Origin of the sequence: Aliarcobacter trophiarum LMG 25534, from assembly GCF_003355515.1 — a bacterium.
GTDB classification, from domain to species: Bacteria; Campylobacterota; Campylobacteria; order Campylobacterales; family Arcobacteraceae; genus Aliarcobacter; species Aliarcobacter trophiarum.
The window spans coordinates 1,052,400-1,075,951 of sequence record NZ_CP031367.1 but is presented as its reverse complement, the minus strand read 5'-3'; the positions used below and the strand labels follow the sequence as shown (position 1 = coordinate 1,075,951).

General features: G+C 29.3%; 24 protein-coding genes. 14 read left to right on the top strand and 10 right to left on the bottom strand.

Features of this window, described 5'->3' with window-relative positions:
* Nucleotides 1-7 precede the first annotated feature (7 nt).
* The 8 genes from ATR_RS05535 (at nucleotide 8) to ATR_RS05500 (ending at nucleotide 9,625) form a co-directional block, all read left to right on the top strand.
* Nucleotides 8-232: a formate dehydrogenase gene (locus ATR_RS05535; protein WP_115428483.1), complete on the top strand. Its 225-nt coding sequence runs from the start codon at nucleotides 8-10 to the stop codon at nucleotides 230-232.
* 25 nt (nucleotides 233-257) lie between these two features.
* Nucleotides 258-3,056: a molybdopterin-dependent oxidoreductase gene (locus ATR_RS05530; RefSeq protein ID WP_115428482.1), complete on the top strand. Its 2,799-nt coding sequence runs from the start codon at nucleotides 258-260 to the stop codon at nucleotides 3,054-3,056.
* 10 nt (nucleotides 3,057-3,066) lie between these two features.
* Nucleotides 3,067-3,663, top strand: coding sequence for a formate dehydrogenase FDH3 subunit beta (gene fdh3B / locus ATR_RS05525; RefSeq protein WP_115428481.1), 597 nt, complete (start codon nucleotides 3,067-3,069; stop codon nucleotides 3,661-3,663).
* A gap of 10 nt (nucleotides 3,664-3,673) precedes the next feature.
* On the top strand, nucleotides 3,674-4,627 hold the full coding sequence (locus ATR_RS05520; RefSeq protein ID WP_115428480.1) for a cytochrome b/b6 domain-containing protein: 954 nt from the start codon (nucleotides 3,674-3,676) through the stop codon (nucleotides 4,625-4,627).
* On the top strand, nucleotides 4,627-5,460 hold the full coding sequence (gene fdhD / locus ATR_RS05515) for a formate dehydrogenase accessory sulfurtransferase FdhD (RefSeq protein ID WP_115428479.1): 834 nt from the start codon (nucleotides 4,627-4,629) through the stop codon (nucleotides 5,458-5,460). The genes ATR_RS05520 and fdhD overlap by 1 nt, the downstream gene beginning before the upstream one ends.
* Nucleotides 5,453-6,433 (top strand): cysteine desulfurase, encoded by a 981-nt coding sequence (locus tag ATR_RS05510; protein WP_115428478.1) that lies wholly within the window; start codon nucleotides 5,453-5,455, stop codon nucleotides 6,431-6,433. The genes fdhD and ATR_RS05510 overlap by 8 nt, the downstream gene beginning before the upstream one ends.
* A 7-nt stretch (nucleotides 6,434-6,440) precedes the next feature.
* Nucleotides 6,441-7,685: a molybdopterin molybdotransferase MoeA gene (locus ATR_RS05505; RefSeq protein ID WP_115428477.1), complete on the top strand. Its 1,245-nt coding sequence runs from the start codon at nucleotides 6,441-6,443 to the stop codon at nucleotides 7,683-7,685.
* Between the two features lie 62 nt (nucleotides 7,686-7,747).
* Nucleotides 7,748-9,625 (top strand): hypothetical protein, encoded by a 1,878-nt coding sequence (locus ATR_RS05500; RefSeq protein WP_115428476.1) that lies wholly within the window; start codon nucleotides 7,748-7,750, stop codon nucleotides 9,623-9,625.
* A gap of 23 nt (nucleotides 9,626-9,648) precedes the next feature.
* Here the strand turns inward: ATR_RS05500 and ATR_RS05495 are convergent, their stop codons facing one another.
* A complete protein-coding gene (locus ATR_RS05495; protein WP_115428475.1) occupies nucleotides 9,649-9,948 on the bottom strand; it encodes a DUF3817 domain-containing protein in 300 nt (99 codons plus the stop codon).
* A 70-nt stretch (nucleotides 9,949-10,018) separates the two neighbouring features.
* Here ATR_RS05495 and ATR_RS05490 point away from each other — a divergent pair, with 70 nt between their 5' ends.
* Together ATR_RS05490 and ATR_RS05485 are read left to right on the top strand one after the other, a co-directional pair.
* Nucleotides 10,019-11,578 (top strand): B12-binding domain-containing radical SAM protein, encoded by a 1,560-nt coding sequence (locus ATR_RS05490; protein ID WP_228254198.1) that lies wholly within the window; start codon nucleotides 10,019-10,021, stop codon nucleotides 11,576-11,578.
* Nucleotides 11,568-11,990: a PaaI family thioesterase gene (locus tag ATR_RS05485; RefSeq protein ID WP_115428473.1), complete on the top strand. Its 423-nt coding sequence runs from the start codon at nucleotides 11,568-11,570 to the stop codon at nucleotides 11,988-11,990. Before ATR_RS05490 ends, ATR_RS05485 begins: the two co-directional genes overlap by 11 nt.
* 174 nt (nucleotides 11,991-12,164) lie before the next feature.
* On the opposite strand, the gene ATR_RS05480 is transcribed toward ATR_RS05485, so the two are convergent.
* On the bottom strand, nucleotides 12,165-13,931 hold the full coding sequence (locus tag ATR_RS05480) for an ABC transporter ATP-binding protein (protein WP_115428472.1): 1,767 nt from the start codon (nucleotides 13,929-13,931) through the stop codon (nucleotides 12,165-12,167).
* An 82-nt stretch (nucleotides 13,932-14,013) separates the two neighbouring features.
* Between ATR_RS05480 and ATR_RS05475 the strand changes: the two genes are divergently transcribed.
* Genes ATR_RS05475 through ATR_RS05460 form a run of 4 tightly spaced genes read left to right on the top strand, consistent with a single transcriptional unit; the run spans nucleotide 14,014 to nucleotide 16,390 of the window.
* Nucleotides 14,014-14,256, top strand: coding sequence for a DUF1104 domain-containing protein (locus ATR_RS05475; RefSeq protein ID WP_115428471.1), 243 nt, complete (start codon nucleotides 14,014-14,016; stop codon nucleotides 14,254-14,256).
* On the top strand, nucleotides 14,246-14,914 hold the full coding sequence (locus tag ATR_RS05470; RefSeq protein WP_115428470.1) for a response regulator transcription factor: 669 nt from the start codon (nucleotides 14,246-14,248) through the stop codon (nucleotides 14,912-14,914). Before ATR_RS05475 ends, ATR_RS05470 begins: the two co-directional genes overlap by 11 nt.
* A complete protein-coding gene (locus ATR_RS05465) occupies nucleotides 14,871-16,058 on the top strand; it encodes a sensor histidine kinase (RefSeq protein WP_115428469.1) in 1,188 nt (395 codons plus the stop codon). Before ATR_RS05470 ends, ATR_RS05465 begins: the two co-directional genes overlap by 44 nt.
* Nucleotides 16,052-16,390 carry a hypothetical protein gene (locus ATR_RS05460; RefSeq protein WP_115428468.1) on the top strand — a complete coding sequence of 113 codons (339 nt, stop codon included), beginning with the start codon at nucleotides 16,052-16,054 and terminating at the stop codon, nucleotides 16,388-16,390. The genes ATR_RS05465 and ATR_RS05460 overlap by 7 nt, the downstream gene beginning before the upstream one ends.
* Nucleotides 16,391-16,398: 8 nt before the next feature.
* Here the strand turns inward: ATR_RS05460 and ATR_RS05455 are convergent, their stop codons facing one another.
* The 8 genes from ATR_RS05455 to ATR_RS05420 all read right to left on the bottom strand — a co-directional run bounded on the left by ATR_RS05455 (nucleotide 16,399) and on the right by ATR_RS05420 (nucleotide 23,540).
* Nucleotides 16,399-16,794, bottom strand: coding sequence for a PAS domain-containing protein (locus ATR_RS05455; RefSeq protein ID WP_115428467.1), 396 nt, complete (start codon nucleotides 16,792-16,794; stop codon nucleotides 16,399-16,401).
* Between the two features lie 9 nt (nucleotides 16,795-16,803).
* Nucleotides 16,804-17,385 carry a methyl-accepting chemotaxis protein gene (locus ATR_RS09970; RefSeq protein ID WP_407923297.1) on the bottom strand — a complete coding sequence of 194 codons (582 nt, stop codon included), beginning with the start codon at nucleotides 17,383-17,385 and terminating at the stop codon, nucleotides 16,804-16,806.
* Nucleotides 17,386-18,297: 912 nt separating this feature from the next.
* A complete protein-coding gene (locus ATR_RS05445; RefSeq protein ID WP_115428465.1) occupies nucleotides 18,298-18,981 on the bottom strand; it encodes a YggS family pyridoxal phosphate-dependent enzyme in 684 nt (227 codons plus the stop codon).
* Nucleotides 18,982-18,990: 9 nt separating this feature from the next.
* On the bottom strand, nucleotides 18,991-20,049 hold the full coding sequence (gene rseP / locus ATR_RS05440) for an RIP metalloprotease RseP (protein ID WP_115428464.1): 1,059 nt from the start codon (nucleotides 20,047-20,049) through the stop codon (nucleotides 18,991-18,993).
* A gap of 8 nt (nucleotides 20,050-20,057) precedes the next feature.
* On the bottom strand, nucleotides 20,058-20,600 hold the full coding sequence (pgsA, locus tag ATR_RS05435) for a CDP-diacylglycerol--glycerol-3-phosphate 3-phosphatidyltransferase (protein WP_115428463.1): 543 nt from the start codon (nucleotides 20,598-20,600) through the stop codon (nucleotides 20,058-20,060).
* A complete protein-coding gene (locus ATR_RS05430; protein ID WP_115428462.1) occupies nucleotides 20,600-21,379 on the bottom strand; it encodes an enoyl-ACP reductase in 780 nt (259 codons plus the stop codon). Before ATR_RS05430 ends, pgsA begins: the two co-directional genes overlap by 1 nt.
* Nucleotides 21,379-22,266 (bottom strand): 4-hydroxy-tetrahydrodipicolinate synthase, encoded by an 888-nt coding sequence (gene dapA / locus ATR_RS05425; RefSeq protein ID WP_115428461.1) that lies wholly within the window; start codon nucleotides 22,264-22,266, stop codon nucleotides 21,379-21,381. The genes ATR_RS05430 and dapA overlap by 1 nt, the downstream gene beginning before the upstream one ends.
* 11 nt (nucleotides 22,267-22,277) lie before the next feature.
* On the bottom strand, nucleotides 22,278-23,540 hold the full coding sequence (locus ATR_RS05420; protein ID WP_371273093.1) for a M16 family metallopeptidase: 1,263 nt from the start codon (nucleotides 23,538-23,540) through the stop codon (nucleotides 22,278-22,280).
* Nucleotides 23,541-23,552: the final 12 nt, after the last annotated feature.

Below are 23,552 nucleotides of genomic sequence, written 5' to 3'. Positions count from 1 at the left end.
AGTTATCATGGCAGATGAGTTAGAGCAAAGACGACAATTTATCAAAAGAGCTGGTATAGCTGCTACTGTTTTGGCTGGAAGTGTTGCAGCTGTTGCTGCTACAACTGAAAAACAAGATAGAGGTGCTAATAGCAATAAAGGTAACGGTGTAGTTGTTGGAAGATCAAATAAAAAAGAGATTTTATACAAAAACACAGCAGCTTGGGAAGAGTTTTATAAAGCTGCATATTAATAAAAAATAAATAAAGGAGGATAGTATGGGAGCAAATAGCTTTGGTAGAAGAACATTTCTTAAAATGGCTTCACTAGCGACTGCTTTTACTGCTACATCTGCTTTTGCAAATACATCTAAAGTTTTAAGAGATGCAACTGAAGAGGAAGTAAGAAATCCTTTTCCAGGTTCAAAACTTATAAAAACTATTTGTACACACTGCTCAGTAGGTTGTGGAGTAATAGCTGAAGTTCATAATGGTGTTTGGGTAAGACAAGAGGTAGCTCAAGATCACCCAATTAGTAGAGGAGGACATTGTTGTAAAGGTGCTGATATGATTGATAAAATCAGATCAACAAATAGGCTTCAATATCCAACAGAAAAAGTAGCTGGAAAATGGAATAGAGTATCATGGGATGATGCTATGACAAAAGTAAGCAACAAACTAATTGAACTAAGAGAAAAATTTGGACCAGATTCAGTAATGTTTTTAGGTTCAGCAAAAACAAGTAATGAGCAAGGATATTATATTAAAAAATTTGTTTCAATGTTTGGAACAAATAATATAGATCACCAAGCTAGAATTTGACATAGTCCAACAGTTGCCGGTGTGGCAAATACATTTGGATATGGAGCTATGACAAATCACTTAGGAGATATGCATAATTCAAAAGCCATTATTATTATTGGTTCAAACCCTGCGGATAACCATCCAATTGCAATGCAACATATTTTGAAAGCTAGAGAACAAAATAATGCAAAAATTATTGTTGTAGATCCTAGATTCACAAAAACTGCTGCAAAATCAGATTTATACTGCAGAATTAGAACAGGAACTGATATCGCTTTCCTTTATGGAATGATTAGATTGATAAAAGAGAATAAATGGTATGACGAGAAATATTTGGCAGATAGAGTTCATGGAGTTGAAGAGGTGTTTAAAGAGTGTGAAGAATACACACCTGAGCATGTTGAATACATAACTGGACTACCAAAAGAGGATTTAATCCAAGCAGCAACACTATTAGCAAGTGCAGACCCTGGATGTTTGATTTGGAATCAAGGGTGGACACAACATACTATTGGATCATCTAATACAAGACTAGGTTCAATAATGCAACTAATTTTAGGAAATGTTGGAAAACCAGGTGGTGGATGTAATATTTTAAGAGGACATGATAATGTTCAAGGTGGAACAGATATTGGATGTTTATCTGATACATTACCAGGATATTATGGTTTAGCAGAGGGTTCTTGGAAATATTTTGCAAAACAGTGGAAAGTTGATTATGAATGGTTAAAAGGAAGATTTAAATCTAAAGAGCTTATGGAAGCTAAAGGAAATACGCTTTCACTATTTGCAGATGGAGTTATTAACGAAGAAAATGCAAAATATAATGGTGGAAGCCCTATAAAAGCCCTTGTTTGTATAGGAAATGGTATCTCTACAGTTACAGATGTAAAAAGAATAAAAGAGGCTTTAGATAAGATGGAGCTTGTAGTATTTATTGATCCATATGTAAATGATGCTGCAGTTATTACAACAAGAACAGATAATCTATTCTTACTTCCAGCTGCTTCACAAGTTGAAACAAGTGGAACAGTTGTAAATACTGGAAGAAGTGTACAATGGAGAACAAAAGTTGTAGAACCACTTTACGAAGCAAGAACTGACCATGAAATTTTGTTTGATTTCGCAAAAAGAATGGGCTTTTATAATGAACTTGTTGCTGGTATGGGGAAAGGTGATAGCTTCCAATGGCCAGAGGATGCAACAAATGAAATTGCAAGAGCTTTAAAAACTATTGGTATGACAGGTGTTACAGCTGATAGAATTAAAAAACAACAAGAGAATTGGCATCTATTTAATAATACTACTCTTCAAGGAACAGGAGAGTTTAGCAAAGAGTATTATGGTTTACCGTGGCCATGTTGGTCAACTTCTCACCCTGGAAGCCCTGTTTTATATAATACTACTTTACCAGTTTCACAAGGTGGTATGGGATTTAGAGCAAACTTTGGACTTGAAAGAAATGGAGTTAGTCTTTTAGCTTCAAGCGGAAGTCATCCAAAAGGTTCAAAAATAAAAGGTGGATATGCTGAAATAACTGCTGCAAATATTGAAGCACTAGCTGGAATTACTTTAAGTGCTGAAGAGAAAGCTTTAGTTGAAGGTAAAAACTGGAAAACTGATGATAGTGGAATATTGGTAAAATATGCACTTGAGGCTGGACTTGTACCTTATGGAAATGCAAGAGCTATGACTATAGTTCCATCATTTGCAGACCCAATTCCAAAACATAGAGAGCCACTTCACTCATTTAGACCAGAATTAGTTGAAAAATATCCAGCAATCAAAGATAAAGCAAATCACTTTAGAGTTGATGTAAGATATGAGAGTGAACAGAAAAAACAAAACTGGTTAGAAGAGTTCCCTATTAATATCGTTTCTGGAAGAGTTGTTGAACATATGGGAACAGGAACTGAAACAAGAGCTAGTAAATATTTAGCAGAGTTAAGTCCTGAGATGTATGGTGAGCTTCATCCAAATCTAGCTTCTAAACTAGGAATTAGAGATGGACAGATGATGTGGGTTCATGGAACAACAGGTAGAAAGATAAAGATCAAATGTAAAGTAAGTTTAAGAGTAGCTGAAAATAGTGTATTCTTACCTCAAAACTTCTCAGGATGGTGGAGTGGTGAAGATTTAACACATAGATATCCAGCTGGTACAGCTCCGTATGCTATGGGTGAAAACTCTACACAAGTTACAAGTTATGGGTTTGATCAACAAACAGCATGTCCAGAGACTAAATGTTCTTTGGTAAGAATTGAAAAAGCGTAAAGGATTAATCATGAGTAGTAATAATATAGATTTTTCAAGAATGAAATTTTATTGTGATGAAAACCTTTGTATAAACTGTAATGGATGTGTAGTTGCTTGTAAAGAGGCTCACGAGGTTCCAGTTGGAATTAATAGAAGAAAAGTTGTAACAGTAAATGAGGGTGTTGTAGGAAAAGAGTTCTCTATTTCTATGGCATGTATGCATTGTGATGATGCACCTTGTGAACAAGTTTGTCCAACTGATTGCTTCTATATAAGAACAGATGGAATTGTTCTTCATGATAAAGATAAATGTATTGGTTGTGGATATTGTCTATTTGCCTGTCCATTTGGAGCTCCACAGTTTCCAAAAGATGGTGCATTTGGTACAAAAGGTAAAATGGATAAATGTACAATGTGTGCAGGAGGTCCTGAAGAGACAAATACACCTGAAGAGTTCCATAAATATGGACAAAACAGAATTAGTGAAGGTAAAGTTCCTATGTGTGCTTCTATGTGTTCAACAAAAGCACTTTTAGCAGGTGATGCAAATGAGATAGCAATAATAAAAAAATATAGAGCTGTTTCAAAAGGAAAAGGAATTGCAACTCCTTCTTATGGTTGGTAAGGAATAATATATGGAAAATAGCTCATTTATGAAAAGAAATGGGGCATATATCTATACCCTTTTAGGTCTTGGACTTGTAGGGTTTGTATTTGTAAATTTTTTGATGATTATGGATTGGGGGTACTTATTTAGGTACACAATCCATGTATTAACAGGTGGAAACCTTGATGGTATATTAGAACCAGCAAGAACAGGTTATATTGAGATGGTAAATAGAGCATTTGGACCTGAGTACAATGCTATTGCCCCTGAGATTATAAGAGCTAGTAATGAAAGACAACTATATATTTGGTGGGTTTTTGTAGCTGAGATTGCTATTTTTTGTGTAATGTATGCATTTTATGGAAGAAAAGAGGCAATAATTACAAACCCAAATGATACAGTAGAGGTGTTTTCAGTACTACATAGAGCAATAATTTGGTTAAATGTAATTATTATTTTAACTTTAATTATTACAGGATTTAATATAACATGGAGCTTAAGAAGTGAAGGTGGATATATTCCATTTATTTTAAGAGGGACACATGAAGTAACTGGACTCTTATGGTTTCCTATTTGGTTATTAATGAGTATTATTGCATTTAAAGATTTAAAAATCTTATCTAAAAACTCTCTTATTAGAAAGATTACACTATTTGGAAAACATACACCTATGAAGAGAGTTATCTTTATAGTGTTTGTTTTAATGGGTGGAGGTCTTCTTTTTAGTGGATTTTTGATATGGTTTATTCATCCAGATGCTCTTACGAATGCTCAATTTATACAGTTCAAAAGGGCACTATTATATGTTCATTTTGGAGCTAGTGTTTTAATTATGTTTTTCTTAATGGATTTTGTATATTCAAGTTTGGTTGCTGTAAAAGGTAACTTAAAAGGCTTGATTACAGGAAAATATCCAAGGGAGTATTTAGAACAACTTGCCCCTGATATTTTAGAAGATATTAAAAAAAGAGAAGGCAAATAATGACAGCTCTTGGAACCGAGGTTTTAACCTCGGCTTTTTTAAATAAAGATGATAAAAATTCAAAAAAGATTATTTTAGATAGATTTGTTGAAAATAACTTTGAGAGTTTTGAGGATTATGTTATAAAAGATGAGAAGATAGATTTTTATCTAAATGGTGAAAAATTAATCTCAGTTATGACTATAAAAGAGCATCAAGATGCTCATATTGTTGGTTTTTTGTTAAGTGAAGCAATTATATCAAGTGTTAATGAGATAGAACTACTAAAAATAAGTGAAGATGGTTTAAAAGTTTTTGTAGAGGCAAATATAAAAGATGATGCTTTTGAAAATCTTTTTAAACAAAAAACTCTTACTTCAGGATGTTGTGTTGGAGTTACAGGAAATGCTGATTTAAGTTTTGATTGCTCATTTGTACAAGAGAATTATCAAGTAAAAGCTTTACATATTTTAAAATATATGAGTGAATTTAACAAATCCTCAAAGCTCTTTGATGACACAGGTTGTGTACATAAGGCAAAACTTATTTTAGAGGATGGTACTATATTTGAAGCTGAAGATATAGGTCGTCATAATGCAATAGATAAGGTTGTAGGACTAGCAGCAATGAGCAAAAAAGATATTAGAAGATCTATTTTGTATGTAACTGGAAGGTTATCAAATGAGATGGTTGTAAAGTGTGTAATGCATAAAATTCCAATAGTTGTTTCAAAAGCAGCAGTTACTTTTGAAGGTATTAAAGCAGCTTCTTCTCATGGAGTTACACTAATTGGTTTTGCAAGAGAGCATAAAATGAATATATATACTCATAGTGCTAGGATTTTACTTGATTAGACTAAACTTTTTACAATATAATCCTTCGGATTTTGAGTTAAAAAAGAGTTTAAGTTTAGATAGTTTAGTTACAAATCTTGAGTTTGAATCTCTTTGCAAAGAGTTTCTAAATGCTCTCTCTTTTAAAAAATTAAAAACTTTTTCTTTTTCAAAAGAGGGGTTTTTAGGCCTTCTCTTGGAATTAAAAGATAAAAAAATTGCAATAAGTAAAGCTGAAAGCGAAGCTTTAATAGATGCTTCTAGAGTATATGAAGATTTAGGATTTAATATTACATATTTACCTTTAAATCAAGATGGAAGTATTGATATAAGTTCTTTAAAAAATCAAAATTTTGACTATATCTTTCTATCTTCATATACTATGGATACTTTTTTAAGTGTAGATTTAAAAGAGATTAAAGTTTTAACTACTGCAAAAATAGTTTCGAATGCAAGTGCTGATTTATCGCCATTTAGTGACATAATCTATTTTGATAACTATAAATTAAGTGGATATTTTTTAAGTAGTGTAATGATGTTTAATGATGATAGTTTTCATCAAAACAATATTGCTTTTACTGATAGTTTTGCTATTTATTCTTGTTTTAAGTCATATCAAAATATAAAAAAAGATATTAATATAAAAGATATTTTTTTGACAAAACTACAAGATAGGTTCAAAGAAAATCTATATTTTTTTGTGGACAATAAAAATACGCTAAATAACTCTTTTCATATTGCTTTAAAAGGGATAAAAGCTAGAGAAATTATACGAACTTTGGCTTTTAATAATATCTTTTTATCAAATGGTGAGGGGTGTAGTTTGGGACTATCTAAACCATCTAGGGTAATTGCTGAAATGGGATATGAAGAGAGTCTTTGTAGAAATGCATTAAGCTTTAGTTTTAATGAAAACTATAAGGAAGAAGAGATAGATTTTGTAGTAGAACAACTATATAAAAAATATATACAAATAAAAAGTTTACAAGAGTAGGGAATTTATGAAAAAGAGTTTAAACTATGTTAATTTTGATTTGGCTTATAATCTTGGATTAAAATTATGTGAAGAGATTAAAAGAAAAGATAGCGAAAATATTGCAACTTTAGATAGTTTAGGAAGAGTTCTAAGCAAGGATATAGTTTGTATAAAAAATCTTCCTAGTTTTAATAATTCAGCCATGGATGGTTATGCTATAAGAGTTGAAGATTTAAAAAAGAGCTTAAAGATTGAAGATACTATTTTTGCTGGAGATAAAAGAGAGTTTAAAGAGCCAAAAAGTGAATATTGTTATAAAATTATGACAGGGGCTTCTGTACCAGATTTTGTAGATTTAGTAGTACCCTATGAACTTTGTGAATCCTTAGAAAATGAAGTAAAATTTACAAAAGATTTAAAAAGAGGCTCAAATATTAGATTAAAAGGGGAAGAACATAAAATAGGAGAAATCCTTTTAAAAAAAGGAGATAAAATAGACTCATCTTTAATCTCACTGTTAGTTTCTCAAGGTGTAAAAGAGTTAGAAGTTTATAAAAAGTTAAATATTGCAATAATCTCTAGTGGAAATGAGTTAAAAGAGCCGTGGGAAGAGGCAAGTGAAGAAGAGATTTATAATATAAACTCATTTTTTATAAAAAGCTTTTTAGAAGAGAACTATTTCTCTTCAAGTTATTTAGGAGTTGTTCCTGATAATTTGGAAAAAAGTATAGAGTTTATAAAAAAACTAGAAAATTATGATGTGATAATAACTAGTGGAGGGGTTTCTATGGGAGATGCCGATTTCTTAGCAAAGGCATTTTTAGATTGTGGTTTAGAAGTGACATTTCATGGAGTAAATCTAAAACCAGGACGTGCCATGATGCTAGGAAAACTAAAGAATAGTTTAGTTTTAGCACTTCCAGGAAATCCTCTTGCTAATGCCATAAATTCGCATATTTTTTTACTCCCACTTCTAAAAAAACTTCAAGGTGAAACTAAGTTTAATCATGACTTTATAGAGTGTAAAAATAGTAAAGATTTTGGAGTAAAACTAGATAGAGTAGAGGCTGTTTTGGGCTTTGTGGAAAATGGAAAATTCCAAGCTACAAAAGATAATAAATATGGTTCAGCTATGATTAGTTTATTGTATCTTAGCAACTCTATAGCTTTAACTAGTGGTAAAAGTGCTCTTATCAAAGATTCTGATACGATAAAAGTTTTACCTTTTATTAAAAAATATATTGAAAATAGGGTAGATTTTTTAAATTAAAATTTTAAACATTTTTAGTGATAATTAGATAAGCTTTCATTTTAAAATAAAGGAAGCAAATTATGAAAAAGGTTATAATAGGAGTTGTTGCAACTCTTTTAATTGTTGCAGCTATATGTTTTGGTGTTAAAAGTTCTATAAACAAAGAGTTAGCTATAAAAATAGATGAACTAAATAAGAATGGTTTTTCTATTTCACAAAATAGTTCAAATCTTCCAATGAAAATAAGAAAAGATGGGCAAATTGAGATAGTTGATGCTATCAAAGCGCTAGATTTTATATCTAATAATATGAAAGAGAGCCAACTTAAAGAGCTTTTTGTTGAGCTTTTAAATCTTTTTGATAATAGTTCAAAGCAGTTAGCACTAGAAGGTACAAAATTTGATTACGATATCTCTTTAAATATTTTGACAAAAGAGTTGAAAGCTGATTTGTATTTAAAAGAGTTATCAGTAGTTATTCAAAAAGAGCTTGAAAGTAGTGAGGATGAGGCTAGTAAAGAGCTTTTATCTTTATTAAAACAAAAGGCTATTCACCTAAAAATTGATGATAAACTAAACTACAACTTAGATGATATTGCTTTTAGCAATAGAGACACAATAATTTCACTAAGAGGTATAAATGGAGATAAGAATAGTTTAAATATTGAGTTATTTAAAGTAATTGGTCCAAATAATGAGAGTTTTGTAATAGAAAATATGAAAAATTTCTATAAAGAGAGTGATAAAAATATAGATACAAAATTTTCAGTCTCAAACCTATCTTTAGATAGTGAATTTGTACAAATGGGTATAAAAAATATTCAATTTGATGGAACTTCTATAAATATAGATGATAAGGTTAGTACAAAAGATAAAATATCTTTTGATGAGTTTTCACTTGTTAGTAATGATGTACAAAGTTTAATAAATGGTTCAAATGTTATAAATATAAAAAATAGTGAAATTAATTTTTCTTTGGAAAATTTACCTTATAAAGAGTACAAAGAGCTTATTAAAGTTTTAGATAGTGAAGATGAAGAAGTTTTTACAAAGGCTTTTGATACTTTTTATAATGAAATATTAAAGAGTGATATAAAAGTTTCATCTTCTGGAACTTCTTCTTCTTTTTCTCAAAATTCAGAAACAATTTTTGAGAAATTAAGATATGAAGCAAATCTTGTTTTAAATAAAAATATGAAACCAGCACAAATTACTGCTTTAAATGATATTTTTGAAAAAATAGATGTAAAAATTGATTTAGATAAGAGTTCAGCAGAGAGATTAATAACTCCATTAAAAATGAGTTTAGGAGTAAACTATAAAGATATTCCAAATGAAGATTTAAAAAGATTTGAGCTATCTTTAAAAGATGGTATTTATATAAATGATATTAAGCTTTTAGATGAAAAAGATTTGAAATTTTCACAGCAAGAAGGAGATTTTGATTACTATGATGATGAAAATCTTACTACTTCTTATAATATGATAGGTGAAAATCTTCTAAAAATAACTTTTGGATATAAATCTATGTTAAATGAAAATAGTCAAAAAGGTTTAGTTGTGTCTTTTCCACAACTAAAAGATAAATCAAGAGTTGTTTCTACTATTTTAGGGGATTTAAAAGAGATAAATATATATGAACCAAATAGTGAGTTATTTACTATAAACCCTTATGAGAGTATTAAAAATAGTTTTTTAGCAATAGAGGCTTATGATGATAATTTAAGTGAAAATTCACTAAAAGAGTTTAGTGTGATTTTAAATATAAAAGAGTTTGAAGATGAGATTTTAGAGATAAATTTTAGAGCTTATTCTATTGGTTCAACTGAGCCAAATGGAACTATAAACTATGAAATAACTCCAAAAATAGGAGCTAGTTTTACAAAAGATGAGCAACAATATCCTGTTAAGATTTCTGATATTGAGCTATCTGAAGTGATAAATCAGAAAGTAGAATAAAAGTATTTAGAGAGTAAAGCTTTCTAAATACTCTCTTTTTTAATAATAAGCTCTTTTTCTATTAAAATAAATAAAAAAGGTATTAAAGAGTATATAAATAGTTTTAAACTAAATAAAAATCCCCATTTATATTTTTTCATAGCTCCATATAAAGCTACACAAAAAAGTATAAAAAATATTCCATGCATCATTCCAAATATTTTAACAGCCATAGGTTCATCAAAAAAGTATTTCAACGGCATTGCTAGAAGCACTAATACTAAATAAGATATTCCTTCGATTACAGATATAGCTCTAAATTGAGAAAATTTTGTTCTAAGCATTTCAACCCTTATAAAAAATTTAGGCAATTATAGTAAATCAAACTATATAAAAGGTTAATGTAACACCATTTTGTGTAAAATCCACCACATGAATAACAATAATAGTAACAACATAGATATAATCTTTACAACACTAAATTCAAGATTTTCGCACTCTAGTTTATCTTTGCGATATTTGTTTGCAAACTTAAAAGAGTTAAAGAATAGTGCAAAGATTTTAGAGTTTGTAATAAATAGCCAAACTCAAACAATAGTTGAAGAGATTTTGGCATATAAGCCAAAAATAGTCTGTATAGCAACATATATTTGGAATGCAACAGATGTTGCAGAAATTGTAAAATATATAAAACTAATAAGCCCAAATACAATTGTAGCTCTTGGAGGTCCAGAAATAAGTCATCTTCCTCATAGGGTCAACTTTGAAAAAGCAGATTATTTTATGTTTGGAGAGGGAGAAATAAGTGTATATAATCTTTGTCAAAATGTATTAGGTGGAGTTCGTCCAAAAGATAAGATAATACAAGCAAAGCCAGTTGAGTTTGATAAGATAGCTCTTCCATACGATTATTACACAGATTTTGATATAAAAAATAGACATATTTATATAGAAAGTAGTCGAGGTTGCCCTTTTACTTGTGAATTTTGTTTGTCTAGTATTGATAGTTCAATGCGATATTTACCAATAGATGTTTTTTTGGCTGAAATTGATAAACTTTGGAATAGAGGAGCTAGAAGTTATAAATTTATAGATAGAACTTTTAATTTAAAAATCTCTTATGCAAAGGCTATTTTGGAATATTTCTTAGTAAAAGATGAAGACTATTTTTTACATTTTGAGGTAATTCCTGATAACTTTCCAGATGAATTAAGAGAGCTTTTAAAGCAGTTTAAAGCTGGAAGTTTACAATTAGAAGTTGGTATTCAAACTCTAAATTTAGAAGTAGCAAAAGAGATTAATAGAAATCTTAGAATTCAAAAAATCAAAGAAAACTTAGCTTTTTTGGATAATGAAACAAAAGCTCACGTACATATAGATTTAATAGTAGGGCTTCCAAGTGAAACAATAGAAAGCTTCTCTTCAAATTTGGATTTACTTTATAGTTTAAGTAGTGGAGAGATTCAAATAGGAATTTTAAAGAAGCTATCAGGAACTACTTTAAATAGGCATGATGAAATACATGGAATGGTATATAATCCAAACCCGCCTTATGATATTTTGCAAAACAATTTAATACAGTTTGAGCTTATGCAAGATATGAAAAGATTTGCCAGATTCTGGGATATTGTTTACAATAGTGGAAATTTTGTAAAAACTTCAAAACTTTTATTTAAAAATGGAAAGGTTTTTGATAATTTTTTCTCTTTTTCAAAATGGTTATATAAAAGAAGTGAAAGCACTTTTAAAATCTCATTAGATAGGGTTGCAGAGTATCTGTTTGAGTATTTAAGCAAGGATTATGATGAAGAGCTTTTAGTAAAAACTATTTTGGATGATGTTATGCTAATAGAGGGGCGAAAAATACCACCATTTTTGAAAAAATATAAAAAGTATGAAAAGGATTTTATACAAATAGAACAAAGCCGTGCAAATAAAAGACAGGTTTTGAGAAAGGAGAGTGATGAAGAATAGTTTAAAAAATGAGGTAATAGATTTTTTAAAACAAGAGTTTCCTCAAAGTTTAGAAAAATGTGAGATTGAAGAGATTTCATCTAAAGGTGCAACTATTATATATCAAGTAGATAGTAAAGATTTAAGACCAGGAAATACTGTTTCTGGCCCAACAATGATGACTATTGCTGATTATGCTTTATATATTGCTATTTTAGGTGAAATAGGTATTGTTGGATTGGCTGTAACTACAAATTTATCTATTAATTTTTTAAATAAACCATCACCTTCACAAAATATTCGTGCTGTGTGTAAGTTAATGAAAGTTGGTAAAGTATTGATTGTTGGTGATGTTTGGTTGTACTCAATAGATTGTGATGAACCAATAGCACATGCTGTTGGAACATATTCAATTCCACCAAAAAAATCTTAAATATTCATATTATGAATTATAGAATGATTATCTTTTCACTTTTGGTACTATATATTTTGGCTGATATTTTTCACACATATTTTATTAAGTAAGTAAATTTTACTTACTTTTATTTTTTAATAAATTAGTTATAGTTTGAAAGTAGAAACAGTATTGAAATTTTCTTAATCAAATCTATGTTGTAAGTTGTTGCTTTACAAACTCTTTGTAGTGTCCTGTTTCATCCTCTAACTCTTTATGTGTTCCACTTTGCACTAAATTTCCATCATCCAAAACAAAGATTTTTGAAGCATTTTTAACAGTGCTTAGTCTATGAGCGATAGTAATAACAGTTTTATCTTCTAAAAAACTCTCTAAATTTAAGAATAGTTTTGTTTCAGTATGAACATCTAAAGCTGAAGTTGATTCATCAAAAATAACTATACTAGGATTTGCTAAAACCATTCTAGCTATTGATAATCTTTGTCTCTGTCCACCACTTAATCTCATTCCCATTTTACCAACAACAGTATCAAGCCCATCTTTTAGACCTAAATACATCTCTTTTAACTCTGCAATAGCTAAAGCTTCAATAATCTTTTCATCTTCTATATCTTCGCCCATAGTAAGATTAAATCGTAGGGTATTATTAAATAATATAGGCATTTGAAGAACCAAAAATATATGCTCTCTTAGGCTCTTTTTTGAAATCTCATCAATGCTTATATTGTTATATAAAATATCTCCACTTTTTTTTGCATAAAATCCAGCGATAAGTTGAGAAATAGTTGTTTTTCCACTTCCACTAGCACCAATTATTGCCACTTTTTCACCACTATTTATCTTTAAATTGATGTTATTTAAACTATTCTTCTCTTTAGTGTAAGCAAAAGATAAGTCTCTTATTTCAATATCGACTTTGTTACTATTTAGCTCTTTTTCTCCATCACTTTCAATATTTAGTTCTAAAACTTTGTTTATTCTACTAATAGCTGCTTTTGCACTTGCTAGTGAGTATTGAATAGATAAAATCTCTTGAACAGGTGTCATAATAAACCAAATATATCCAAACATAGCGAACATAAGCCCTATTGATAAATCACTATAGGCTACAAGTAGAAGTCCTGTTGCTCTAAAGATTTCAAAGGCAAAAAGAAAAATCGTATAAGATAGTTTTTCATAAGCTACACTTTTATAGTTAAACTCATTTGAAGCTATTTTTATATCTTTTGCTTTATCTATTGATGTATTAAAGAAGCTTCTCTCTTTGTTACTTGCTTTTATTTGAGGAAATAGATCTAAAGTTTCATTTATATTACTTTGAAAAGCTTCTATTGCAGCATTTTCCTCTTTTTTTAGTTCACCTGTTTTTTTAGCTATTCTTCTTGAAAATATTGCAATTGTTGGTTGAGTTAAAAGAATCATAAGCCCTAAAAGAAAATCTATTTTTATAATTACAAAACCAACAGCTAAAAGAGTAAGAGTAGAAGTTATAAGTTTGCTTGAAATATTTACAATAAAGCTATCTAAAGTATTTACATCTGTTATCAAATTTGCAGCAATTTTTCCACTACCAATACTTTCATACTCATTTATATTTACTTTTTGAAGGTGTTTTAAAAGCTTTACTCTAATATCAAAGATTACTATTTTTGATATTTTTGTAAATATTTTTGTATTAATTACTCCAAAAATAAAATGTAAAGCTCTTAAAATAATCACAACAACAGTAACTATAGCCACATAATAAAAAGCATTTCCACTTCCAAAGAGTTTATCAATACTATTTACAAAAAAATCAGGTTTATTTAAAAGCACTTCATCTACTAATAGGGGTAGTAAAAGAGGAATAGGAACACTTATTAGTATTCCTATTACTGTGAAAATTTGTCCCCAAATAAGAGATTTCTTGTTTTTTAATAGAAGTTTATATATAGATTTTAAAGATATTTTTTGATTCATAGATTTATTATATCAATTTTTAGCTATAATCAACAATTATTATACAGTTCTTTTATAGTATAAAAATAAAAAGTTGGGGTTTATGAATAGAGTTATTTTATTTGTTTTACTTTTGTCTATCTCCTCTTTTGCAAAAGAGAATTTTAGCCAAATGAGTAATCAAGAGCTAATAGAGATAATTGGTTTTGTGGATGAGAAAGATATGGCAGATTTCCAAAAAGAGCTAGATGTAAGATTAGGAAAAATGAATACATATGAAAAAGCTCAATATGAAAAGAGATTAGTTGAGATACCTGAAAGAAAGATAATTGAAGATGAAGAGTAAAATTTTACTACTTGAAGATGATTATAATTTAAGTGAAACTGTTTTTGAATATTTTATTGAAGAGGGGTTTGATGTTATTTGTGTTTATGATGGAGAAGAAGCTTTAGCAAAAATCTATGAAGAGCACTTTGATGTTTTACTTCTTGATGTAAATGTTCCAAAAAAAAATGGCTTTGAAGTTCTAAAAGAGGCTAGGGCTACTGGGAAAACAACTCCAGCAATATTTATAACATCTTTAAACTCAATGAGTTCACTAGAAGAGGGTTTTTTAAGTGGTTGTGATGATTATATTAGAAAACCTTTTGAGATAAAAGAGCTTCTTTTAAGAGTTCAGATTCTAATAAAAAAAGAGTTTGCAAATAAAAATGAGATAGTTGAGATTTCTCCAAATGTTACATTTAATACAATCTCAAATGAGCTAAAATACGATAGTGAAGAGGTAAAATTAAATTTAAAAGAGTTAAAACTATTGAAGTTTTTTCTTCAAAATCCAAATGAACTGTTATCTCATGATAGGATATATGACTTTGTGTGGGATTATGATGAGGAGTATAGCGATAACTCTTTACGAACATATATAAAAAATCTTAGAAAGATTTTAGGAAAAGATAAAATTGTTAGTCTTAAAAAACTCGGGTATAGATTTAACAAAGAGTGAAACTAGAACCATTATTGGGTTTAGTTTAATATACTCAATACTAGTTTTACTTATTTTGAGTGCTATCACTTTTTTATATTATCAATTCAAAAAAGATTTAATGCTTCAAGAAAAAAGACAAACTCTTCAAAATTACTCAAATACTCAAATTGCAAATCTAAAAGAGCTACATATAAATATAGATAAATCTGATATTTATCCAAGAGATGAGAGATTTAGCTCTGCTATTTATGATAGTTCAAAAAAGATAATTTTCTCGAACTTAAAGATGAAAGATGTAAAACTTGATAAAGTAATATATATAAAAGATGGATATATTCACCTAATTAAAGAGCCTGAAGCTTATTATTTAGGGAGTAAATATGTAATAGTTGAGATAGAAGATGATAATCTTTGGTTTTTGAATATTAAATATAAGATTATATTTTGGTTTTTTATCTCATTTTTTATACTACTTACTATTGGATACTATATTGCAAAACTTTTTTTAAGACCTATGAGAGAAGCAATTTTGATGCTTGATAGATTTATAAAAGATACAACTCATGAGCTAAACACACCTGTAACTGCAATACTATCAAATATACAGATGATAGATAAAAATAGTATAGATGAGAAGTTAGCAAAAAAGATAAATCGTATAGAAATAGGGGCAAAAACTATCTCAAATATATATGAAGATTTAACTTTTGTCTCTTTAAATAATCAGATAATTTCAAACAATGAAAAAATTGATTTTTCAGAAATATTAAATCAAAGAGTTGATTTTTTTAAATCAATTGCAAATAGTAAAAGAGTAGAATTTATTTTAGATATAAAAGATGATGTTTTTATAGATTGCGATATAAAAAAACTATCAAAACTAATAGATAACATTATTTCAAATGCAATAAAATACAACAAATTTAAAGGTTTTATAAAAGTTACTTTAAAAGATGGATTAATGATAATTGAAGATAGTGGAAAGGGTATTAGTAAAGAGGATTTAAAAAGCTTATTTACAAGATATAAAAGGTTTGACAAAAGTGTAGGTGGTTTTGGAATTGGGCTTAATATTGTATCTCTTATAGCAAAAGAGTATGATTTAAAAATAGATGTTATCTCTAAAATTGATGTAGGAACAAGGATAAAAATAAGATGGTAAGAGTAGTGTTTTTGTTATGTTTGGCTTCTGTTTTTGCTTTTTCAAATTCTAAAAATATTTATGAAAAGAATTGTATAACTTGTCACAATAAAATTCCTGTAACTATTGATAAATATTTTTATAGATACTTGCTAGAGTATAGTAATGAAGAGGATGTGAAAAATGCAATGTTTGACTTTTTGAAAAATCCAACAAAAGAGGGAAGTCTAATGTCTGAATCTATTATAAAAAGGTTTGGTCTAAAAAGAAAAACAAGATTAAGTGATGATGAATTAAAAGAGGCTTTAGATATATATTGGAGAGAGTATAATCTTTTTGATAAGCTAAAATAAAAGAGAGGTTAACTCTCTTTTAATATAAGCTCTTTATATAGTTTTTCATGAGTTTCTATTTCAACTCTATTGGCTTTTCTTCTACAAGAGAGATAGCCCTTTGAACCATCACTTGTTACTGTAGGAAAAACTGTCGCATAGACCCAATAAAAATCACCATTTTTAGCACGATTTTTTACATATCCAGTCCAAATAACACTTTTTCTAATAGTATCCCATAAATCTTTAAATGCAATTTTTGGCATATCTTGGTGTCTTATTATATTGTGCGGTTTACCAATTAAATCATCAATATCATAACCAGCAATTCTACAAAAATCATCGTTAGCAAAGATTATTACACCTTTTTCATCTGTTTCGCTTACCAAAAAAGTATAATCATCAAGTAGTATCTCTTTTGACATATAAAGCTCCTAGCTTACTTTTTTTGTTTTTGCATCTTCCACTAAAATTTTTGCCATACTTAAAGTTTCATTTGCAATTAGTGCAACATTACTAGCTTCAGAGGCATTCTCTTGAGTTACTCTATCTAAAACAGATACTGCATCATTTATCTGTTCAATTCCTTTTAGCTGTTCGCTAGAAGCAATACTTACATCTTGAATAATATTTATAGTTTCAGAGATAAGTTTATTTAGGTTGTTGTATCCAGTTTTCATATCATCAGATATTTTTTTACCTTCATTTGTTTTACTTGTTGCATTCTCTACTAAATCTTTTATCTCTTTTGCAGCTTCTGCGCTTCTATTTGCTAGATTTCGTACCTCTTGAGCAACAACAGCAAACCCCTTTCCTGCTTCACCAGCAGTTGCAGCTTCAACTGCTGCATTTAGACTTAAAATATTTGTTTGGAAAGCAATTTGATCAATTACTTCAATAGCTTCATTTATAGCTTCTACCTTTGCATTTATCTCATCCATAGAACTAGCTGTCTTATTTGCTAAATTTTCACCTAGAACTACACTATCTTTTACATCTTTACTTAAAGATGACATTTTTTGAGCATTTTGAGTATTATTTTTTGTAATGCCTGTAATCTCTTCAAGAGCAGCAGCAGTCTCTTCTAAACTAGCTGCTTGTGCATTTGCTTTATTCGCTAAGTTTTCAACACTTCTATTCATAGTGATTGAGTTTTTCTCTAAAGCATCACCATTTCTTAGGTTCTCTTTTGCATTACTATTTAGCTCTAATCCTAATTGATTAATTCTCTCCATAGTAAGTCTCATTTTACCTTTTAAGATAGGATTTATGTTCATTTGGTTTCTATAGTCATGCTCAGAATAAAGTCCAACAATATTAACTAAATCTTCCATATTTTTGTTTGATCTACTTAACATCTTATTTACAACCTCTTTTAAAGTGTGAACCATAAAGTTTGAAGTTGTTGAATTTATTTGTGTATTATAAATACCTTGAGCAACTTTATCAAGTGCTATTACCATATCTCCTAGAACATGCATATCGTCTTTTCTCATTTTGTCATATTTTTCAAAATATATATTTAGCTCTTTTAATATCTCTCCAATATCATCATTTTTGATATATTCTGCTTTTCTTATATTATTTGTATTGAAAAACATATAATCCATAAGATTCTCTATATACTCTTTAATCCTATTTATACCACCTACAACTCTTTGCATTGAATTATAGTTTATATAGCCAACAATTGCAGCAAATACAATATTTACAGCTATGATAGCAGAGATAGTATGTTCACTTAAAATTGCAACTGTACTAATAGCTGCAAAACCAATTTGGCTTAAAACCATATTTAAAAAGAAACGTGATTTTGAAGAAAGATGAAGAAACATTAAAGTCCTTTAATTATATTATCTGGAAGTATAGATAAATAATTTTTAAAGGTATCTTAAATAAGCTTATAATAATTGATATTGAATTTATATTTATAGGTTCTTAAAAAGAGTTGAGCCAACTCGTATCAAATTTGAACCACAAGCAATTGCTAATTCAAAATCATTACTCATGCCCATTGAACAATATCTAGCTCCAAGTGGTACTAGTTCCTCATATATTTTTTTAGTAAGTTGAAATGATTTTTTTATGATATCTTCATCTTCAACATTAGCACCAATGCTCATAACACCTTTTAAAATAATATTTGGACATAGATTAATAATTTTTTTATAAATATCAACTGCCTCTTTTGGATCAACTCCTGATTTTGTATCTTCAAAAGCAGAGTTTATTTGTAGTAAACATGACATTTTCTTGTTTTTTGCTTCAAGTTTTTTGTTTAACTCAATAGCTAAATCAAGACTATCTAAAGAGTGAACTAAAGTAGGGTTTAAATCTATTAGATTGTTTATCTTGTTTTTTTGTAAAGTTCCTACAAAGTGCCACTCTATAGGAAATTCATCTAAAGTTTGCATTTTATCTTTTAAATCTTGAACCTTATTTTCACCAAAAGCTCTTTGTCCTACTTCATAAAGTGTTTTTATATCTTCTGCTGTTGAATATTTTGAGATACCTATAATTTTAACAATATGGTATTCAGATATTTTAAGTCTCGCAGCTTCAACCTTAGTGATTAAACTATTTAAATTTCTAGTAGCAGTTGTTTTTTCCATAATAAACCTCTAATTATTTAAAAAAATTCTATTTATATCGTTGTAAATTCCAAGAAGCATTAGGCTTCCCAAAATCAACCATCCAAAAATTGTTAAAAACATAAAAACCTGATCACTAGGTTTTCTTCTAACGATCATCTCATATAGATTAAACATAATATGTCCACCATCAAGGGCAGGAATTGGTAGAAGATTTAGAACTCCTAAGTTCACAGAAATTAGTGCAGTGATTGTAAGAAGTGCAATAAAAGAGCTCTCACTTGCATCACTAATAATTTTTCCAATACTAATAACACCACCAACTTCACTAGATGGAATTATTCCAGTAATTAATTTTTGAACACCTTGAAATATCATAGTAGAAGCAAAAATAGTTTTATCATAAGCATAAGCTAAAGAGTCATAAAAACCTAATTCCAACGTAACAACTTCTCCTTTTGGAGCAATTCCTATCATTCTTTTTTTGATTCTTTCATTAAACATATTTTGACTATCTGATATTTGTGGATTTATAATTTTTATTAAGAGTTGATTATCTCTTTGGATATAAAACTGTAAAGCCCCTTGAGTTGTTGTAATTACTTTTCCTATCTCATCCCAAGCTTTTATCTCAGTCTCATTTATCTTTAAAATTTTGTCATTCTCTTTTAGACCAGCTTCAAAAGCAACTGAATTAGGACTAATATTCCCAATTGTTGGAGCTAAAGTTTTTGCACCCATTAAAGCTATCGCAAAATAGATAATTGCTGCCAAAAGAAAGTTTGCAAAAGGACCAGCAAATAGTATAACTATTCTTTGCCAAGGTTTTTTTGTGTTATATGAATCATCTCCACTCTCATTTAGAGTTGGTTTAGAGTCATCTTGACCTTTCATTTTTACATATCCACCAAGTGGAATTAATGCAATTTGCCACGTTGTCCCTGCCCAATATTTTGAATAGATTTGTTTTCCAAACCCAATAGAGAAAACATGAACCTTAACGCCAAAAAATCTAGCAGCTAAAAAGTGACCTAGCTCATGAAAAAATACTAAAAAAGATAATACAAGTAAAAAAGTGATAGTACCCAAAAAAAGCCTTAAATTCTGAAATAGTCTCTAGTGTATTCATAACCAGAGTAGAGAGTTAAAATAACTGCAAACCAAAGTAAAGTTGTAGCATATGGCCAATTCATTATTAAAAATCCAATAGCAAACATTTGAGCTACTGTTTTTACTTTTCCTGCCATTGTTGAAGCCACATCTTTTCCTTCAGCAACTGCAACAACTCTAAGAGTAGTTATGAAAAATTCTCTTGAAAGTATTAGAAATACAGCCCAAGCACTAGCTCTATCTATAACCATAAGTCCCAAAAAAGCAGCAAGTACTAGCATTTTATCTGCAAGTGGATCTAAAATCCCACCTAGCTTTGTTATTTGATTCCAAGCTCTAGCAATAAAACCATCAAAAAAGTCAGTAACACTAGCTATTATAAATATAAGCCCCGCAAAATAGTCAAACCAAGAGGGATGCCAAGATGAAAATATAGTGTTGTCTCTATCCACAAAAAACCATAGCATTAGTGGAGCTAATGCTATTCTAAATAGAGCTAAGATGTTTGGTAGGTTTAAAGCTTTTGACATTATCTAAAAGTTGTCCCACCGTCAACAATTAATGTATGTCCTGTTATCCATGAAGCATCATTTGTACATAAGAAATAACAAGATTGTGCTAAATCTTCTGGTTGACCAATTCTATTTAAAGGAGAATATTCAGCAGTTTTTGCTTTTACCTCTTCATAGTTTGTAAATGCTTTTAAAGCATCTGTATCAATTGGTCCTCCTGAAACTGCATTTACTCTAATTCCAAACTCTCCTAACTCATTTGCTGCATATCTAACCATTGCTTCAACTGCAGCTTTATTTGTACCGTGTCCTGCATAGTTTTCTATATACACTAAATTACCAGTTGATGATAAGGATACTATTGCTCCACCACCTATTTTTTGCATTCTTTTTGCAGCTTGTTGAGAACCACAAACAAAAGCATTTACAGTTGCAGTGTAAATATTGTTTAAACCTCTAGGTTTTAGTTTCATAAATTTACCATATCCGCCAACAACAGCACGACCATAAATCATTGCATTTGATATGAAAAAGTCAACTCTATCAAAATCTTTATCTATCTCTTCAAAAAGTTCACCATATTTTTCTGGTTCCAATATATTAAAAGGATATGCACGACATTTTACTCCAAATTTTGCTTCAACATCTTTACAAATTTCAAGAGCTATTTCACCATTTGAATTATATGTAAATGCAACATTTATTCCATTGCTTGCAAATTTATACACACACTCTTTCCCTATACCTTTTGTACCACCTGAAATTACTAAAGTTTTACCCTTCATATTACAACTCATTATTTAATTACCTCATATTTTTTTAAAATTTTTTCTAATTTATCTATTGTTTCTCTACTAGGTTTTGTTAATGGTAACCTAAATTCTAAACTATCTAAAAGACCAGACAAATACATTGCTGCTTTTATTGGAATTGGATTACTTTCACAAAATAGAACTTTGTTTAGTTCATATAAATCATTATGAATTTTTAGTGCAGTTTCATAATCTTTATTAAATACACTATTTACAAGTTTAACTTTTAAATCTGGAACTAAATTTGAAGTTACAGAAATTATCCCTTTTGCTCCACTTACAAGCATTGGAAAATCTATTCCATCATCTCCTGAAAATACCAAAAAATTTTCTCTTTGTGACATAAGAGCAGTAGCCCGTTCTAATGAACCTGTAGCCTCTTTTATACCATAAATATTTTTTACATCATCAAAAAGCTTAATTGCAGTCTCTGGTAACAAATCAACAGCAGTACGTCCTGGGACATTGTAAAGCATAAATGGAATTTCAACACTTTGTGCTATTGTTTTGTAGTGTTGATATAGTCCCTCTTGAGTTGGTTTATTATAATATGGAGCAATAGAAAGTATTGCATTAGCACCAATTTCCTGAGCAAATTTTGCCAACTCACAAGCTTCAGCAGTGGCATTTGAACCAGCACCTGCAAGAACTTTTACATTTGTATTTTTACAAGTAGCAACTGCAACTTCTATACACTCTTTATGCTCTTTATGAGTTAGTGTTGCACTCTCTCCTGTTGTTCCGCAAGGAGAGACTACATCAACACCAGCATTTATTTGTCGTTTAATTAATGACTCATATTTTTCTAAATCAACTTTTCCATTTTTAAATGGGGTAATTAGTGCTGTCATAGAACCAATTGGGGTATCCATTTTCTTCCTTTTTATTTTTTTTCTTTTAATATAAGAGTTGTTGAGTTCTCTTTTACTAAATATTTTTTTGCAACGTTTACAATATCTTCAATTTTTAACAACTCTAGGTTTTTTTCATACTCTAAAAGAGGTTTGATATTGTCTCGTACAAGATAAGTTCCAAATAGTGAAGCAACATCGCTTGAGCTTTCAAGAGAGTAGATAAAATCTGCTTTTGTATTTATTTTAAGTTTATCAAGCTCTTTTTTTTCTATTTCACCATTTTGAATAGCCGATATTATATCTAAAATCTCTTTTTCTATTTTTAAAGCATCAATGTTTTCATTTGCAACTGCCATAAACATAAAAACTCCAGGATCTTTTAGTTCCATATTATAAGCATATACACTATTTGCTAATCTCTTTTTATCAACCAAAATTTTTTGTAAAATAGAAGATTTCCCACTACTTAAAAGTTGTGATAATGCACTAAGAGCTATCTGGTCTTTATGTTCAAAATTTGGAATGTGGTATGTTATTGTAAGCATCTCTACATTTGTTTCTTTATTTACAACTCCTCTTTTTTCTCCATCTTGAACAGGTTCTATTGTATGAATAGATTTTGGAATCTCTTTTTTGTTTTTAATATCTTTAAAGTGCTTTTCAACCATTGAAAAAATATCATCTTTTTTTATATCACCAGCAACTAGAACTATTGCATTTTTTGGTTGATAGTATGTAGAGTGAAAATCTTTTATATCTTCAATACTCCAGTTCTTAATATCATCCATAAACCCAATTGGAGTCCAGTGATATGGATGATAAGTATAAGCACTATTAAATGTTCTAAACTGTAAATATCCCATAGGATTATTGTCTGTTCGCCAACGTCTCTCTTCTGCTACTACATCACGCTCAGGTTGAAACTCTTCATCATTTAGAGTTAAATTTTGCATTAATTCAGCAAATAACTCTAAAGATTTATCTGTGTTTTTTGATGAAGTTTTAATAAAGTAGTGAGTGTAATCAAAGCTAGTTCCAGCATTATTAACTCCTCCAAAACCTTTTACAATCTCGTCAAATTCCCCAGCTTTTAAGTTTTTTGTAGATTTAAAGTTTAGATGCTCTAACATATGAGCAATTCCACTTTTCCCCATAACTTCATCTCTACTTCCAACTTTATAAAAAACATCTACACTTACAACATTTGTGTTGTTATCCATAGGAATTGCAACTATTTGTAAACCATTATCTAGATTTTTTGTATAGTAATTTGGCAAACTATTTGCACTCATAAACTCTCCCAA

What these genes read in the sequence shown, in the direction of transcription:
- ATR_RS05495 (WP_115428475.1), bottom strand. Translation starts at nt 9,948, where the DNA reads ATGCTTAGAACAAAATTTTCTCAATTTAGAGCTATATCTGTAATCGAA.
- ATR_RS05500 (WP_115428476.1), top strand. Translation starts at nt 7,748, where the DNA reads ATGAAAAAGGTTATAATAGGAGTTGTTGCAACTCTTTTAATTGTTGCA.
- ATR_RS05420 (WP_371273093.1), bottom strand. Translation starts at nt 23,540, where the DNA reads ATGAGTGCAAATAGTTTGCCAAATTACTATACAAAAAATCTAGATAAT.
- ATR_RS05505 (WP_115428477.1), top strand. Translation starts at nt 6,441, where the DNA reads ATGAAAAAGAGTTTAAACTATGTTAATTTTGATTTGGCTTATAATCTT.
- fdhD (WP_115428479.1), top strand. Translation starts at nt 4,627, where the DNA reads ATGACAGCTCTTGGAACCGAGGTTTTAACCTCGGCTTTTTTAAATAAA.
- ATR_RS05470 (WP_115428470.1), top strand. Translation starts at nt 14,246, where the DNA reads ATGAAGAGTAAAATTTTACTACTTGAAGATGATTATAATTTAAGTGAA.
- ATR_RS05520 (WP_115428480.1), top strand. Translation starts at nt 3,674, where the DNA reads ATGGAAAATAGCTCATTTATGAAAAGAAATGGGGCATATATCTATACC.
- ATR_RS05480 (WP_115428472.1), bottom strand. Translation starts at nt 13,931, where the DNA reads ATGAATCAAAAAATATCTTTAAAATCTATATATAAACTTCTATTAAAA.
- dapA (WP_115428461.1), bottom strand. Translation starts at nt 22,266, where the DNA reads ATGGATACCCCAATTGGTTCTATGACAGCACTAATTACCCCATTTAAA.
- ATR_RS05460 (WP_115428468.1), top strand. Translation starts at nt 16,052, where the DNA reads ATGGTAAGAGTAGTGTTTTTGTTATGTTTGGCTTCTGTTTTTGCTTTT.
- ATR_RS05475 (WP_115428471.1), top strand. Translation starts at nt 14,014, where the DNA reads ATGAATAGAGTTATTTTATTTGTTTTACTTTTGTCTATCTCCTCTTTT.
- ATR_RS05485 (WP_115428473.1), top strand. Translation starts at nt 11,568, where the DNA reads ATGAAGAATAGTTTAAAAAATGAGGTAATAGATTTTTTAAAACAAGAG.
- ATR_RS05535 (WP_115428483.1), top strand. Translation starts at nt 8, where the DNA reads ATGGCAGATGAGTTAGAGCAAAGACGACAATTTATCAAAAGAGCTGGT.
- pgsA (WP_115428463.1), bottom strand. Translation starts at nt 20,600, where the DNA reads ATGTCAAAAGCTTTAAACCTACCAAACATCTTAGCTCTATTTAGAATA.
- ATR_RS05445 (WP_115428465.1), bottom strand. Translation starts at nt 18,981, where the DNA reads ATGGAAAAAACAACTGCTACTAGAAATTTAAATAGTTTAATCACTAAG.
- fdh3B (WP_115428481.1), top strand. Translation starts at nt 3,067, where the DNA reads ATGAGTAGTAATAATATAGATTTTTCAAGAATGAAATTTTATTGTGAT.
- ATR_RS05455 (WP_115428467.1), bottom strand. Translation starts at nt 16,794, where the DNA reads ATGTCAAAAGAGATACTACTTGATGATTATACTTTTTTGGTAAGCGAA.
- ATR_RS05430 (WP_115428462.1), bottom strand. Translation starts at nt 21,379, where the DNA reads ATGAGTTGTAATATGAAGGGTAAAACTTTAGTAATTTCAGGTGGTACA.
- ATR_RS09970 (WP_407923297.1), bottom strand. Translation starts at nt 17,385, where the DNA reads ATGTCATCTTTAAGTAAAGATGTAAAAGATAGTGTAGTTCTAGGTGAA.